This is a genomic window from Mesobacillus jeotgali (assembly GCF_031759225.1).
Taxonomy (GTDB): domain Bacteria; phylum Bacillota; class Bacilli; order Bacillales; family Cytobacillaceae; genus Mesobacillus; species Mesobacillus jeotgali_B.
This window is the reverse complement of the sequence record NZ_CP134494.1, coordinates 1759280-1773923: the sequence shown is the minus strand read 5'-3', so window position 1 is coordinate 1773923 and position 14644 is coordinate 1759280. Positions and strand designations below refer to the sequence as shown.

The following is a 14644-nucleotide window of genomic DNA, read 5'->3' as shown; positions in this document are numbered from 1 at the left end:
TTCATTAGAAAGCGAGCAGGCAACTATGGAATCTGCACTGCTGCTCGTCACTGCTTTCTACTTTTAAAAGGGCTATATTTCACCCTGAAAATATTAAATATACACATTATAATAGTATAAACTCTTGAACTTATGAAAACAATAGCAGGCACTGGAAATACAGCTTTCCTGGTAAAAAAAGCTGGCTTAGTCTTCTATATTACCTTAAAGCTAAGCATATTGGCGTGATGCTTGTCACTAATTATCCCAATTTTACAAGAATAATAAAACCCCAATCCTGGACGATTGGGGTTTTATTGAAATACACTCTGCTTTTATTACATGAATTCAGCAACCAGCTTATCAAAATGAGCTTGATCAAGCTTAAGGTCTGCTTTTGACAACGGAGTTTCAGAATAACCGCTTACCAGATCCTGATAAGACTTACGCTCTGTATTTTGATAGATTAGTCCTGTAACCAATCCATTATGCTGCATCAAAGTCTGCATTGCTGCTTCACGGTTTGATGGATCGTATCCTTCAATATCGCTAAGCTTTGTCAGGTTTTCTTTGAACCAATCGTAAGTGTTTACCTTGTTGTAAGTTACACAAGGGCTGAATACGTTGATCAATGAGAAACCCTCATGCTTGATTCCAGCTTCGATCAGCGCTGTCAAGTCTTTCAGGTCAGTCGAGAAGCTTTGTGCCACGAAAGTAGCGCCAGCTGTCAAAGCCAATTCCATTGGAGAAATGGCCTGCTCGATGGAACCTGCAGGAGTTGATTTTGTCTTGAAGCCAGCAGCCGAACGCGGGGATGTTTGTCCCTTTGTCAGACCGTAAATCTGGTTGTCCATGACAATGTATGTGATGTTGATGTTTCGGCGGATTGCATGGACTGTATGTCCCATACCGATTGCGAATCCGTCTCCATCACCACCAGAAGCGATGACTGTCAAATCACGGTTGGCCATCTTTACGCCCTGTGCAATAGGTAGTGCACGTCCATGGATACCATGGAAACCGTATGAATTGATATATCCAGAGATACGGCCTGAACAGCCGATACCAGAAATTACCGCGAGATCTTCAGGTTCTAAACCCACATTTGCAGCCGCACGCTGCATGGCCGCCTGTACAGAGAAGTCGCCGCAGCCTGGGCACCAGTTTGGTTTTACATTATTGCGAAATTCTTTAAAAGTCGCCATCCTAGAACAACTCCTTGCATTTTGTGTGGACTTCCTGCGGCAAGAATGGATTTCCGTCATACTTGAGGATCTTATGGATCTTCTCATGACTTCCGACATTCATTTTCATGATGTTTGCCAGCTGTCCTGTCGCATTATTTTCGATAACCGCAACTTTCTTTGCAGATTGAACAAGCTGCATCATTTCATCAGCCGGGAATGGATGTATTAGGCGCACATGTGCGTGGTTCACTTTCAAACCATCCTTCTCAAGCCTACCCATTGCTTCTTCAATTGCACCTCTTGTAGAGTTGAAACCTACGATCAACAGATCAGCTTCCTCATGCGGAGCATTCTTGTGGATAGGCGTATTGAATTTCAGATTGCTGATTTTGCGCATACGCTTATCCATTTGCGCAATACGGTTAGCAGCAGATTCTGATGGTTTTCCTGTTTCATCGTGCTCAACACCAGTAACGTGGTGGATTCCGTTCTTCATTCCAGGAATCACTCGTGGTGAAACACCATCTTCAGTTACTTCATAACGCTTGAAGTAGCCTTTATTGTCAATTTCAGGGAGTGCTTCCGTAGCCAATTTGCCGCGGCGTACTTCCACTTTGTCGAACTCAAGCGGTTCAACTGTCTGCTTTCCTAAAGATAACTGAAGGTCAGTCAGCATAATGACAGGGCACTGATATTCTTCAGCGAGGTTGAATGCTTCAGCTGCATCGTAGAATGCTTCCTGAACAGTACTTGGAGCAAAAACAATTTTAGGAATCTCACCATGAGTACCATAAATCATTGCCATTAAATCTGACTGCTCCTGTTTTGTAGGAAGTCCTGTTGACGGACCGCCACGCTGTGTGTCAACAATGACAAGCGGAGTTTCTGTGATACCAGAAAGACCGATTGCTTCCATCTTCAATGAAAGACCAGGTCCAGCTGAAGCTGTAAGGGCACGTACACCACCGTAGTTAGCGCCGATCGTCATAGTGACAGCAGCGATTTCGTCTTCCGTCTGGATTACTGTTCCGCCAAGAGCAGGAAGCTTCTTGATCAAATATTCCATGATTTCTGAAGCAGGTGTGATTGGGTATGCAGCCATGAAACGGCAGCCGCCTGCAAGTGCACCCATAGCAATTGCGTCGTTACCAATCATGAACATGCGCTTCTGTCCATCAGCTTTTTCAAGCTGCATTGTCTCAGCGCCGCCTAATTGTTGTTTCGTATATTCGTAGCCAGCTTTGATAGCTTCCATATTTTTATCGACAACTTGTTGTCCTTTGCGTCCGAAAATTTCCTGGACGACTTCTTCGAAAACCTGGATATCCAAGTCTAAAATTGCACTAGTCGCACCAATGGCAACCATGTTTTTCATAAGAGATGTTCCCAATTCTGTAGCCATTTCCGTAAATGGAACCGCATACATCGCAGCTTGAGTGTCCTCAGGCTTTTTTGGGTCAAACTTAGAATCAGCAATAATTACGCCGTTCTCATGCAATTCTTTGTAGTTTACATCGATCGTTTCCTGATCGAAAGCTACAAGAATATCTAAATCGTCAGAAATAGATCGAACCTCTGTAGTGCTCACTCGAATCTTGTTATTTGTGTGTCCGCCCTTGATACGTGATGAAAAGTGACGGTAGCCATACAAGTAGTAGCCTAGACGGTTCAATGCAATAGAGAAAATTTCCCCGGTAGATTCAATTCCTTCTCCCTGCTGTCCGCCAACTTTCCATGAAAGTTGATTGATCATCTCTTACACCCCTTTAGATACGTAAAAAAATATGTAAAAACGCTTCGTTATTAAGTGTAGCACTTTTCCAAGTAATTCACTAGAATTAAGCGGTTTATATCTTGCATTTCATGCTGAAATCTAGCAAATGGATGGTACTAAACGCTTACAATTCTAGACCTATGTGAATAAAAAAGCAACCCTTTAAGAATAATTATTGACCAAAATATGAATATTTTTTTATTTATTAAAATATTATAAGTCTTTCGCAGAGATGGCCGTGGTTCCACGGGAAGTAATTGTCCTTCCTCGCTGGATTCAGCGACTTTGCACAGGCAGTCTTGAAGCCATATTCTTATATAGGAACTTATTCACTTGTATATCAGAATAATATTTTTGCAGTTCGTTCCAAAGGTTTTCATACTGCTCATTGCCTTCGAGATTCCTCACTGAAAATTCAATTCCATCAAAGTCCGACCCAAAACCCACATGATTTTCTCCTCCGAGAGAACAAATGTGATCAAGATGGCGGAGGACATCCTGAATGGAAGCAGAATCCTTTTTACCTGACAAGAACTCTGGCACAAAGGTAACACCTATTACGGAATCCCGATCAATTAGTGCTTTGATCTGATCATCCTTAAGGTTTCGAGGATGCTGGCAAAGCGAATAACAGTTTGAATGGGATGCAAACACATGATCAGCTCTATCCATAACATCCCAAAATCCCTGTTCAGATAAATGTGAAACGTCACAGGGTGTCCCTGTTTCATTCAGCAGCTGGACAACCTGACGGCCAAACCTTGAGAGGCCCGCTCCCCGCTCTTCCAGGGCCCCATCTGCCACATAGTTTCCATAGTTCCATGTCAGGCCTACAGAACACACTCCAAGCCTCAACAAGGTTCGCAATTTCAATAAATCTTGTCCAATTGCATCACACCCCTCAAGTGTCAGAACAGCCCCTATTTCATTCTCAGCAAGCTGGTCAATGTCTCCTCTGTCTTTTACCAGCTTTAAGTGAGGATGGGGCTTCAGGACTCTCTCATAAAATAAATCTGCCATTCTTAGTGCAGCTTCAAATTTCAGGTCAGGGTGAACGGATTCAGGAACATAGATGGCAAATAACTGGACTTTGGTATTCGAAACCTCCAGCCTTTCAAGATTCACCTGCAGTTCCGTAGATTTAGAAAAATCAAGCGTTGGATCAACGAATAATTTATATAGAACATCACAATGAGCATCAAAGATTTTCATGGGATACCCTCCTCTTTATATTCATCATTATACTCCAAAAAATAAAAGAAACCTGCTTGCTAGTAGCAAACAGGCTGAGATAACCCTTGCAAATTCTTGAAAGAACTTAATCTATCTATAGGTGCGCTGGCGCTTTCATCTGGGTTCAACAATCAATTTAATGGCTGTCCGTTCCTCGCCATCAATCAGGATATCAGTAAATGCCGGGATGCAAATTAAATCGACTCCGCTAGGTGCTACGAACCCTCTTGCGATCGCTACTGCCTTAACGGCCTGATTCAATGCACCCGCCCCGATAGCCTGAATTTCTGCGCCCCCTCTTTCGCGCAGTACTCCAGCAAGCGCACCAGCTACAGAATTAGGATTAGATTTTGCTGAAACTTTTAATATCTCCATTCCTGGCTCCTCCTTATTTTATCCCGTCCCGGACACCTTACTTGGACATCCAGGTTAGTCTGTTCCACTGCTACTATATTCAGGAGGAAGCCCACATATGACCTTAAGCAGAAAAAAGCATTGAGTGACGAAGATGATTTTTGTTGTTAGAGCTGATTGCTGAGTAATATTATTGGGAAGGATTTTTTTTTATTGATATATCTGCGGAAGCAATGTTTGGGTTCTATGCTAGGATGCGTTACCGGGTTGATTGCACGCACCCTTATGTTGTCCATTTCCTCTTCATAAGGGTATCTTTCTACCTTAATGATGCCCTTTCGAAGGATATCCCATCATCATAAGGGTATCTTTCTACCTTAATGGTGCCCTTTTGACGGCTCCTCCCTCTTCATAAGGGTATCTTTCTATCTTAATGGTGCCCTTTTGACGGCTCCTCCCTCTTCATAAGGGTATCTTTCTATCTTAATGGTGCCCTTTTGACGGCTCCTCCCTCTTCATAAGGGTATCTTTCTATCTTAATGGTGCCCTTTCGAAGAATATCCCATCATCATAAGGGTACCTTTCTTCGAGTATCGTGCCCTTATGATCCGTCTTTCCTCGGCATAAGGATACCTTTCCTTAAGTTGGTAGTATCCTCAGCCTATGGAATTCCATAAGCCTTCGATAACCAAGTAAAATAGACTGCAGAAAAACTCTAATGAGCTTTCCTGCAGTCTGAAGGATTGTTAACCAAATATTTTACTCATAAAAAGGATGATCTTCATTAATCAGGATTTTCTGGATTTTCACTGCCTTGCCAGTTTTCTTGTCCAAATCTATCAATACTGCAGATAGCTGGTTTCTTCCATCCTTGGCTACTTCAAAGCGTGTTGGCAGGCTTGTCATGAACCTTCTAAGTACTGCTTCTTTTTCTACTCCCAATATACCATCATAAGGCCCGGTCATGCCTACATCGGTCAGAAAGGCTGTACCAGAGGGCAAAATCCTCTCATCTGCTGTCTGGACATGAGTATGCGTCCCGACCACGGCGGAAACTCTTCCATCAAGATACCAGCCCATCGCCTGCTTTTCGCTAGTTGCCTCGGCATGGAAATCGACGAAGATGAGGGAAGTGCGTTTTCTCGCTTCCTCAATCAATTCATCTGCTTTTTTAAATGGGCAATCTATTGGCGTCAAGAAAGTACGGCCCTGCAGGTTGATTATTGCCAGTTCCTCCTGGTTGATCTTTAAATAGACTATCCCTTTCCCAGGTACTTCTTCAGGAAAATTGGCTGGCCTTACCAGATATTTAGCAGAATCGATGAATTCAAAAATATCACGATTATCCCACGCGTGGTTGCCTAAAGTCACTGCCTGGGCGCCCTGCTCGAGAAACTGCCTGTAAATCTTCTCTGTTATTCCTTTACCGCTCGCTGCATTCTCACCATTTATGATGGTAACAGTCGGTCGAAATTTTCCTTTTAGCTTAGGCAAATATTCCGTAACCATATCCCTGCCAGGGGAACCTACGACATCCCCTACAAATAAAATTCTCATTTATCCTCATTCCTGCCTTCAAATTAAGTTATTTATGTAAAAATTGTATCATAACATCGAGACTATAGGAAAACCAGCTAAGTGAGCATGCAATATAAAAAGCGGCGCCGAAGCACCGCTTTATTTTGCATATTCAACTGCCCGTGTCTCACGAATGACTGTAACCTTGATATGTCCAGGATAATCGAGCTCTTCCTCGATTTTCTTGCGAATATCCCGTGCGAGGCGGTGTGCCTGCAAGTCATCGATTTGATCTGGCCTAACCATGATCCTGATTTCTCTCCCTGCCTGAATTGCGAATGATTTTTCGACTCCTTCATAGGATTCAGAAATCTCTTCCAGCCTTTCAAGACGGCGGATATAGTTTTCAAGCGCTTCGCTGCGGGCACCTGGCCTTGCAGCTGATAATGCATCAGCAGCAGCAACAAGTACTGCAATGATCGAAGTCGGCTCAGTATCACCATGGTGAGAAGCAATACTGTTGATAACAACTGGATGCTCCTTATATTTAGTAGCGAGCTCTACGCCGATTTCAACATGGCTTCCTTCTACCTCATGGTCAATAGCCTTTCCGATATCATGCAGGAGTCCTGCGCGGCGAGCTAGAGTTTCATCTTCACCTAGTTCTGCGGCAAGCAATCCGGACAATTGGGCTACTTCCATAGAATGTTTAAGTACATTCTGTCCGTAGCTTGTACGATATTTCAAGCGGCCAAGAATCTTGATAAGATCTGGATGCAGTCCGTGTACTCCCACTTCGAAGGTAGTCTGTTCCCCAACCTCACGAATATGTTCGTCAACTTCACGGCGCGCTTTTTCCACCATTTCCTCGATTCGAGCCGGATGAATACGTCCATCCTGGACAAGCTTGTCTAGAGCTAGACGGGCTGTTTCACGTCTGATAGGGTCAAATCCAGAAAGGATAACTGCTTCCGGAGTGTCATCAATAATGAGATCAATTCCCGTCAACGTTTCCAGGGTGCGGATATTCCGTCCCTCACGACCGATAATACGCCCTTTCATTTCGTCATTCGGAAGGTTTACGACCGATACAGTCGTTTCTGCAACATGATCTGCTGCACACCTTTGAATGGCAAGTGAAAGTACTTCTTTCGCTTTCTTATCGGATTCTTCTTTCGCCCTGTTTTCGTTTTCCTTAATCATTAGTGCAATGTCGTGAGCAAGTTCTTGCTCAGTACGCTCCAAAATGATGGATTTAGCCTCATCACGCGTTAAGCCCGAGATGCGTTCTAGTTCAGTCTGCTGATTTCGTACCATCTCGTCCACTTTGCTTTCCATCTCTTCAATATGCTGTTGTCTTCTGGAAAGAGCGTCATCTTTCTTCTCTAAAAGATTTTCGCGTTTGTTCAACGACTCATCTTTTCGATCAAGATTCTCCTCTTTTTGCAATAAACGATTTTCTTGTTTTTGCAGTTCATTTCTTCGTTCACGAATTTCACGTTCTGCTTCAGTACGCAGCTTGTGATTTTCATCCTTAGCCTCCAGCAGGGCCTCTTTCTTCATAGCCTCTGCCTCACGCTTCGCATCTTCAACAATTTGTTCTGCGGCGTTTTTGGCACCTGCAATTTTTGCTTCCGCAACGGATTTACGATAAAAATAGCCAACAACTGCACCGACGAATAGGCCAAGCAAAATGGAGATGATTGAAATAATTAGATCCATCATTTTCACCTCCTCTTGCTATGAACTTGTGTTACGTTTTTTAAAGTGTCGGCATGTACATTGTTACAAGCATCAATATACAGCTCAAATGCTTTTAAACGTTTTTAATACCATGAAAATGTAAAATATACATTTTTAATTGTAAAGCTGCCATATTTTATTGTCAAGGGTTTGTCCCATCTGTATTCCAACGGTTTGATTAATTATTCAATTAATTCTTATTTTTCCGGATGTATGTGTGGTTATTCGTCCCATGCCCAACTTCCCTCAAGAATGAAAAAATTAAGTTTCCTCAATATTATTAACAAGCGAAAAAACGCAAACAAGGCCTCCTGGCTTACAGGAGACCTTGTTGACTAGTATAGCTAAACTATTAATCTAATGGGAGTTCTTCCTGGTCATCTTCACTCTCTGTTACAGTGAACTCGCCGTCAAGGCCGTAGTGATTACGGATCTTCTGCTTGATTTCAAGACGGATGGACGGGTTTTCTTTAAGGAACATTTTTGCGTTTTCCCTTCCCTGTCCAAGACGCTCACCATTGTAGGAATACCAAGAACCGCTCTTATCGACGATATCAAGGTCTGATCCCATGTCGATGATTTCTCCCTCTTGGGAAATCCCTTCACCGTACATGATATCCACTTCAGCTGTGCGGAACGGAGGAGCGACCTTATTCTTGACGACTTTGATCCTCGTTTTGTTACCGACCATATCATTGCCCTGCTTCAATGTTTCAGCACGGCGCACTTCAAGACGCACGCTTGAATAGAACTTCAATGCGCGTCCGCCAGGTGTCGTTTCAGGGTTACCGAACATAACGCCGACTTTCTCACGAATCTGGTTGATGAAGATCGCGATTGTCTTGGACTTGTTGATTGCACCTGAAAGCTTTCGCAATGCCTGGGACATCAAACGGGCCTGAAGACCAACGTGGGAATCGCCCATCTCTCCTTCAATTTCGGCCTTTGGAACAAGAGCTGCAACGGAGTCAATAACAATAATATCAATTGCGCCGCTTCGCACAAGCGCTTCTGCGATTTCCAGTGCTTGCTCTCCCGTGTCTGGCTGGGAAAGAAGAAGTTCATCGATGTTCACTCCAAGCTTCTGTGCATAAACAGGATCAAGAGCGTGTTCAGCGTCAATGAATGCCGCCTGGCCGCCATTAGCCTGCACTTCTGCAATCGCATGAAGGGCAACTGTTGTCTTACCGGAACTTTCAGGTCCGTAGATTTCAATCACACGTCCGCGAGGATATCCACCTATTCCCAGTGCAGCATCCAATGCAAGGGATCCACTTGGAGAAGTAGAAATCTTAGTGTCTGTCTTTTCCCCTAATTTCATAACTGAGCCTTTACCAAATTGCTTTTCAATCTGTTTTAACGCCATATCTAAGGCAGCTTGACGATCACTCACTCAAATTTCCTCCTTTTATATAAAAACGAACCAGCATACTGCCTGGCCGCAAATCTCTTATTTAAAGCCTACTATTACTATACCTTTTTCAAGGGTGTTTGTCCATTAAAAAATCGAACATTTATTCGTTTTTTTTAGAAGGAGAAAAAGCTTCAAAAATGAATTTTCGATACTTCATTCTCTCATTTTACTATGGTATATACCCATTAAAATACGATTTCAGCAAAGAATCTGCCTATTTTAAACACCGGATGAAATTTTCCATTCGGCATAGTCAGGAGCACAAAAAAACACGGAAGTGCATCACTTCCGTGTTCCTGTCAATCTATTAATTATGATCTGGCAGCCAAACTTTACTGACCTTTTCCTGATGGCCGACCGCGATCCACTGAGGCTCAATCTTTCCACATGTAATGGCAAGCCTTTGATATGTACCCCGATGAAAACTGTTCCAGCTGGATGACCTTCCAGGCTGTCAGGGCCAGCGACTCCCGTGAAGCTGATGCCAATGTCAGAATTCGTAACTGAAGCAATATTTGCCGCTAGCTCTGCAGCACATTCGCTGCTTACTGCCCCATGATTTTCAATCGTTTCAGGCATCACCTTCACCAGTTCTATTTTAGCCTCGTTCGAGTAACAGACCACCCCGCCATTGAACAAACTGCTTGCACCAGAAATTGAAGTCAATTCCTGCTGGAACATGCCCCCTGTCAGGCTTTCTGCCGCCGATAAAGTCATGTTTCTATTTTTTAGCAACTTAGTAAGCTCTATCATTAACGAAGTCTCGTCGTACCCATAAAAATGTTCACCGACTCTGGCCATGATTGCAGCTTCCACTTCATCAATCAATGCCTGTGCAGTTCCCGTTGAGTCATCCCTCGCTGTAAGCCTCAGGGTAACTTCCCCATCTCCAGCCAGTGGTGCGATGGTTGGATTGCTTTGTTTGTCAATCAAATCTTCTATTTCCGATTCCAGAGCTGCCTCGCCAATCCCAAAGAACCTCAAGACTCTAGATTCAATTTTAGCTTTATTGCCAGACAAGCCTGCAATTGCATTCTGACCATATTTCAAGAACATTGGCTCCATTTCGGAAGGGGGACCTGGGAGAAGCATGTACTTGTTCCCGCCAGTCACAAGGAACATCCCTGGAGCCATTCCGTGATCATTTTTCAGGACAGTGGACCCCTCGATCACCAGAGCCTGCTTCCTGTTATTCTCAGTCATTACCCTGTTCGTTTTTTCAAAATATAATTCGATAGACTTCATCGCTTCTTCATCAAGCACAAGCTGCTTTCCAAGCTGTCCGGCAATTGTATCTTTCGTCAGATCATCTTTCGTTGGACCCAAACCGCCTGTAAAGATAATGAGATCTGCCCGCTTCTGGGCGATTTCCATTGCGCTTTTCAATCTATCCGGATTATCCCCGACGACTGTATGATAGTAAACATTGATTCCCAGGTCGGCAAGCTGCCTGGATAGGAATCGGGCGTTCGTATTGACAATTTGCCCAAGGAGCAATTCAGATCCCACGGCGATGATTTCGGCATTCATTTCTCGTCCCCCTGATTACTCAATTATTTGGAATTACTGAATACCTGCTTATTTTTAGCAAAGTAATCCCAGCCAGACCAAATAGTAAAGAACATCGCCACCCATAATGCAATGTCTGCAAATGGAATGGAGAATGCTTCAAAAATGATATTGTGCAGCAAGAGGGCGGAAATGGCCACTGTCTGTGCCCACATTTTAATTTTACCAGGCATTTTTGCTGCAACAACCTCACCACCGCCTGCCAACAGCAGACGAAGTCCTGTTACGGCAAACTCACGGCTGATGATAATGATGACAATCCACGCTGGGGCATACCCCAGTTCAACCAACACAATCAATGCAGAAGAAACAAGCAGTTTATCTGCAAGCGGATCAAGGAATTTCCCAAGATTCGTAACTAAATTGTGCTTTCTCGCAAGATAACCGTCAACCCAGTCTGTCACAGACGCAAAGATATAGATTAACGCTCCTACAAAATGAGTGACCGGCATGGTTGTACCAAGAAGGGAGATATCCCCCCATGAAAACGGAATAATCATGATGATCATGAATAACGGAATCAATAAAATTCGTGAAACCGTAATCTTATTTGGCAAATTCATATTCTTTTCCTCCAAGGTGCAAAATTGCAAAGCCATTAGTATGACTTCCTTCATTATATCCAATATGTAAAAATCATCATTAAATATGCCTAGTATAATTTTAGCCCGTATAAACAAAAGTCCATACGGGCATTTTGGTAAATCATGCTTTTAAATGGCTATACTCGGCATAAAGGGCTATTTAACAAAGTTGATTGTGATCACCTGGGTCATATCTTTATCGGGTGATATTGCGTACTCTAACTTTTGGTCATTGACATAGATTTCGGTATCAGGTGCTCGTCCAATATTAATGACTGCCTTGGTTTCGTTGGATAAGTCCTCTGTACGGCTTTCATTCTTTCCTTTTACAAGGGTTTCTTGAAAAATGGATTTGGAGCCATTTGATAGACCGACCCATGTCTGACCAAGTGATACAATTTTTATGACAAATGAATCGGCACCTTTGAGTTCATATACCGTGTTGCTGCCGCTGTTTGAAGCAACAGTAAGCTCCTGTGCAGGTGTATCAGGCTCAGTTTCCTCTTCTTCGGCTGGTTCTTCCTCATCTTCGGCCGCGCCGTCTTCCTCTCCTGTGCCCTCATCCGCGGAATCATCTACAATGTCTTGTGTTTCTTCTATGTTCGGTTTGCTTTTATCAGTATTTGCAGGCTGTTCTGCTCCATCACCTGCATTCTGCACAATCAGATACCAGACCAGGGCGATCGCACCTATTATAAAGACTCCAATCAATATCTTCGGAAGTAAATCCAGGATCTTAGATGTGTCAGGAGAGATACTTTTCCTCGACTGTACACGGGAAAGCTGATCTGGCAGCTCTTCGTTGTATGTAGATGGGATTTCATTTTTATGCTGCTCAAAAAGCTGTTCCGGATCGAGCCCAACAGCTTCTGCATATTGTTTTATGAATGCACGAACATAAAACTTACCTGGCATCATAGAGTAATTGCCCTCTTCAATACCAAGCAGATAGCGCTTCTGTATTTTCGTGATGGACTGCAGTTCGTCCAGGCTGAGGCCTCTAGTTTCACGTGCTTCCTTTAATATATTTCCTAACTCAGTCACGATAACACCTTCCAATACTGTTAAAAATCAAATCCGCCGAAATCAGAGTCGGTAAACATGTGATTCTTCTGAACCATGTCATACACGATTTCTTCATCGGGGTTATTGCGCAGTTCAATAATATAATCAAAGTCATCCATTGTGTATTCCGTGTTTTGGACAAAAATATCCGGATGTTCAACAACCTTCACTGCAGGCAGGCGCATGATTTCCCTGACAAGCTGCCAGTGCTTTTCATTTGCCCTCCTAGTGGAGACGATTCCATCAATGATGAATAAGTTGTCAGCGTTGTACTCGTCTTCAATCAGCTGGTTCCGGATTGTCTGTTTTAATAATGTCGAAGAGACAAACAGCCATCGCTTGTTTGCACAAACACTTGAAGCCACGACTGACTCAGTCTTGCCGACTCGCGGCATCCCGCGGATCCCAATCAGTTTGTGTCCTTCCATCTTAAACAATTCTGCCATAAAATCTACGAGTAGTCCAAGTTCATCCCTTACAAACCGGAATGTTTTTTTATCATCTGCATCACGCTGTATGTACCTGCCGTGTCTGACCGCCATTCGGTCACGAAGCTTCGGTTCACGGATCTTTATTACCTTTATTGTATCCATTGTATTTAAAATTGACTCTAATCGTTCAATTTGGTCATCATCTTTTGCTAGAATCAACAAACCTCGTCTTCCTTCGTCGACTCCATTGATCGTTACAATATTTATTGACAGCATACCAAGCAAAGAAGAAATATCACCTAGCAGTCCTGGACGGTTAATCATAATCTCATATTCCAAGTACCATTCTTTCTTTTCCATCGTTCTCCTCCTCTGCTATAAGGTCACTTGAATGCGACACATTTTGACATCGAATATCTAGCTACTATATTATATGATTTTCAAGGAAGATGAAAGGAAAAACAAGCCAGAAGCAAAAAGTTGAAAAATGCTTTGTTCTAATTGAAAAATCACAGCTCTTTGCTCCAGTATAGAAAGCTCACTTTTTGGAGACTTCTCAATATTGATTGAATTAATACTTATAAATCCTCAGCTATAATATCACAAAAAAAAAAGAGAGGAAGCTGTAGGTCCCCTCTCAAAAGCTTACTTATTATTTTGTACCGTTGTTCTGAACCAATTTAACCATCATAGTAGCAATGGCATGCTGTTCTTCCGGGCTTGCAACTGACCAAAGGTCTGCAAGGACTCTTTCCTGCTCATTTTTTGGATCGACATTCTTGGCAAGATAATCCCCGATTTGATAAGCGAGGTCTCCCATTACTCCTTTATTCATTCCCTGGTCCTGCGCCTGATGAAGGCGGTCTCCCAAGAAATCCTTCCACTGATTCCAATTATCCAATACGGACATATTGACAACCTCCTTGTCTAAAATAGTACAAGGTTATTTTGCATACGTACGCCGATTATTATTCATTGACGAAGCTGATTTGAAAAATTGTCACACCTGTATTACGTCAGCCAGCCACCATTCACCGCCAGGACCTGTCCATTTATATAAGAGGATTTATCAGACAGCAGGAATTCAACACTATCCGCTACTTCCTCAGCTTGCCCTAAACGGCCTGTGGGAATATCCGCGGTTATGGCCTCGATTTCTTCCTGAGAAAAGTCTTCAACCATAGGAGTATGAATGGCACCAGGCGCTACGGCGTTTACCCGAATGCCGGAACTTGCCAGCTCTTTGCTCAGCGCTTTGGCAAAAGCTATCTGGGCTCCTTTAACAGCTGAGTAGGCTACTTCATACGATGCACCAGTCTGCCCCCATATAGAAGACACTAGGACAATTCCCCCTCTTTCTTTTTGCCGTAATTTAGGGATCAGTTTCTTTGTCAGCATCATAGGTGACATTAGATGAACCTGGATAAGTTCATCTGCTTCAGACTCCTCCAGATCCTCGAGAAGCCCATAATGGGCATGGCCAGCATTATGTACAATCGCGTCAATGGAAAAGATGTTGGCCGCCACATCCAAATAGCCATTTTTTGTGGCCAGGTTAGCCTTGATCGGTATATATTCTCCGCCAAAATGTTGAATCTGACACACAAGTTCTTCTATCCCTTTGTCATTCTTATTATAGTGCAAGTACAGTGAATAACCTTTTGATGCTAGCTTCATGGAAATGGCTCTGCCTATCGCTCCACTTGCTCCTGTTACGAGTGCGAATTTTTTCATGTTTCCCCTCTCCGATTACCCTAATGAAATAATGCGCCGGCAAGGGCCGGCGCATGGAT

Annotated in this window: 13 protein-coding genes; all 13 read right to left on the bottom strand. The window is 43.3% G+C overall.

Going from position 1 to position 14644, the window contains the following annotated elements; all coding sequences use genetic code 11:
* Window positions 1-317 precede the first annotated feature (317 nt).
* The 13 genes from RH061_RS08730 to ymfI all read right to left on the bottom strand — a co-directional run bounded on the left by RH061_RS08730 (window position 318) and on the right by ymfI (window position 14585).
* Window positions 318-1184 carry a 2-oxoacid:ferredoxin oxidoreductase subunit beta gene (locus RH061_RS08730; protein ID WP_311075436.1) on the bottom strand — a complete coding sequence of 289 codons (867 nt, stop codon included), beginning with the start codon at window positions 1182-1184 and terminating at the stop codon, window positions 318-320.
* 1 nt (window position 1185) lies between these two features.
* On the bottom strand, window positions 1186-2919 hold the full coding sequence (locus tag RH061_RS08725) for a 2-oxoacid:acceptor oxidoreductase subunit alpha (protein WP_311075435.1): 1734 nt from the start codon (window positions 2917-2919) through the stop codon (window positions 1186-1188).
* A gap of 297 nt (window positions 2920-3216) precedes the next feature.
* On the bottom strand, window positions 3217-4152 hold the full coding sequence (locus tag RH061_RS08720; protein ID WP_311075434.1) for a dipeptidase: 936 nt from the start codon (window positions 4150-4152) through the stop codon (window positions 3217-3219).
* A 135-nt stretch (window positions 4153-4287) separates the two neighbouring features.
* On the bottom strand, window positions 4288-4548 hold the full coding sequence (gene spoVS, locus RH061_RS08715; RefSeq protein WP_010193268.1) for a stage V sporulation protein SpoVS: 261 nt from the start codon (window positions 4546-4548) through the stop codon (window positions 4288-4290).
* A gap of 738 nt (window positions 4549-5286) precedes the next feature.
* A complete protein-coding gene (locus tag RH061_RS08710; RefSeq protein ID WP_311075415.1) occupies window positions 5287-6084 on the bottom strand; it encodes a TIGR00282 family metallophosphoesterase in 798 nt (265 codons plus the stop codon).
* A gap of 120 nt (window positions 6085-6204) precedes the next feature.
* Window positions 6205-7767, bottom strand: a complete 1563-nt coding sequence (gene rny, locus RH061_RS08705) for a ribonuclease Y (protein ID WP_311076327.1) — start codon at window positions 7765-7767, stop codon at window positions 6205-6207.
* A 373-nt stretch (window positions 7768-8140) separates the two neighbouring features.
* Entirely contained in the window at window positions 8141-9181 is a 1041-nt protein-coding gene (recA, locus tag RH061_RS08700) for a recombinase RecA (protein ID WP_311075414.1), read from the bottom strand.
* Between the two features lie 303 nt (window positions 9182-9484).
* On the bottom strand, window positions 9485-10732 hold the full coding sequence (locus RH061_RS08695) for a competence/damage-inducible protein A (RefSeq protein WP_311075412.1): 1248 nt from the start codon (window positions 10730-10732) through the stop codon (window positions 9485-9487).
* A gap of 23 nt (window positions 10733-10755) precedes the next feature.
* Window positions 10756-11334 carry a CDP-diacylglycerol--glycerol-3-phosphate 3-phosphatidyltransferase gene (pgsA, locus tag RH061_RS08690; RefSeq protein WP_311075411.1) on the bottom strand — a complete coding sequence of 193 codons (579 nt, stop codon included), beginning with the start codon at window positions 11332-11334 and terminating at the stop codon, window positions 10756-10758.
* 177 nt (window positions 11335-11511) lie between these two features.
* A complete protein-coding gene (locus RH061_RS08685) occupies window positions 11512-12399 on the bottom strand; it encodes a helix-turn-helix domain-containing protein (RefSeq protein ID WP_311075410.1) in 888 nt (295 codons plus the stop codon).
* Window positions 12400-12419: 20 nt separating this feature from the next.
* Window positions 12420-13211, bottom strand: coding sequence for a DUF3388 domain-containing protein (locus tag RH061_RS08680; RefSeq protein ID WP_214777055.1), 792 nt, complete (start codon window positions 13209-13211; stop codon window positions 12420-12422).
* Window positions 13212-13503: 292 nt separating this feature from the next.
* Entirely contained in the window at window positions 13504-13761 is a 258-nt protein-coding gene (locus RH061_RS08675) for a DUF3243 domain-containing protein (RefSeq protein WP_311075407.1), read from the bottom strand.
* Window positions 13762-13862: 101 nt separating this feature from the next.
* Entirely contained in the window at window positions 13863-14585 is a 723-nt protein-coding gene (gene ymfI / locus RH061_RS08670) for an elongation factor P 5-aminopentanone reductase (protein ID WP_311075406.1), read from the bottom strand.
* Window positions 14586-14644: the final 59 nt, after the last annotated feature.

Excerpts from the sequence above, each read along its gene's own strand:
- RH061_RS08730 (WP_311075436.1), bottom strand. The coding sequence starts at position 1,184 with ATGGCGACTTTTAAAGAATTTCGCAATAATGTAAAACCAAACTGGTGC.
- RH061_RS08725 (WP_311075435.1), bottom strand. The coding sequence starts at position 2,919 with ATGATCAATCAACTTTCATGGAAAGTTGGCGGACAGCAGGGAGAAGGA.
- RH061_RS08720 (WP_311075434.1), bottom strand. The coding sequence starts at position 4,152 with ATGAAAATCTTTGATGCTCATTGTGATGTTCTATATAAATTATTCGTT.
- spoVS (WP_010193268.1), bottom strand. The coding sequence starts at position 4,548 with ATGGAGATATTAAAAGTTTCAGCAAAATCTAATCCTAATTCTGTAGCT.
- RH061_RS08710 (WP_311075415.1), bottom strand. The coding sequence starts at position 6,084 with ATGAGAATTTTATTTGTAGGGGATGTCGTAGGTTCCCCTGGCAGGGAT.
- rny (WP_311076327.1), bottom strand. The coding sequence starts at position 7,767 with ATGGATCTAATTATTTCAATCATCTCCATTTTGCTTGGCCTATTCGTC.
- RH061_RS08695 (WP_311075412.1), bottom strand. The coding sequence starts at position 10,732 with ATGAATGCCGAAATCATCGCCGTGGGATCTGAATTGCTCCTTGGGCAA.
- pgsA (WP_311075411.1), bottom strand. The coding sequence starts at position 11,334 with ATGAATTTGCCAAATAAGATTACGGTTTCACGAATTTTATTGATTCCG.
- RH061_RS08680 (WP_214777055.1), bottom strand. The coding sequence starts at position 13,211 with ATGGAAAAGAAAGAATGGTACTTGGAATATGAGATTATGATTAACCGT.
- RH061_RS08675 (WP_311075407.1), bottom strand. The coding sequence starts at position 13,761 with ATGTCCGTATTGGATAATTGGAATCAGTGGAAGGATTTCTTGGGAGAC.
- ymfI (WP_311075406.1), bottom strand. The coding sequence starts at position 14,585 with ATGAAAAAATTCGCACTCGTAACAGGAGCAAGTGGAGCGATAGGCAGA.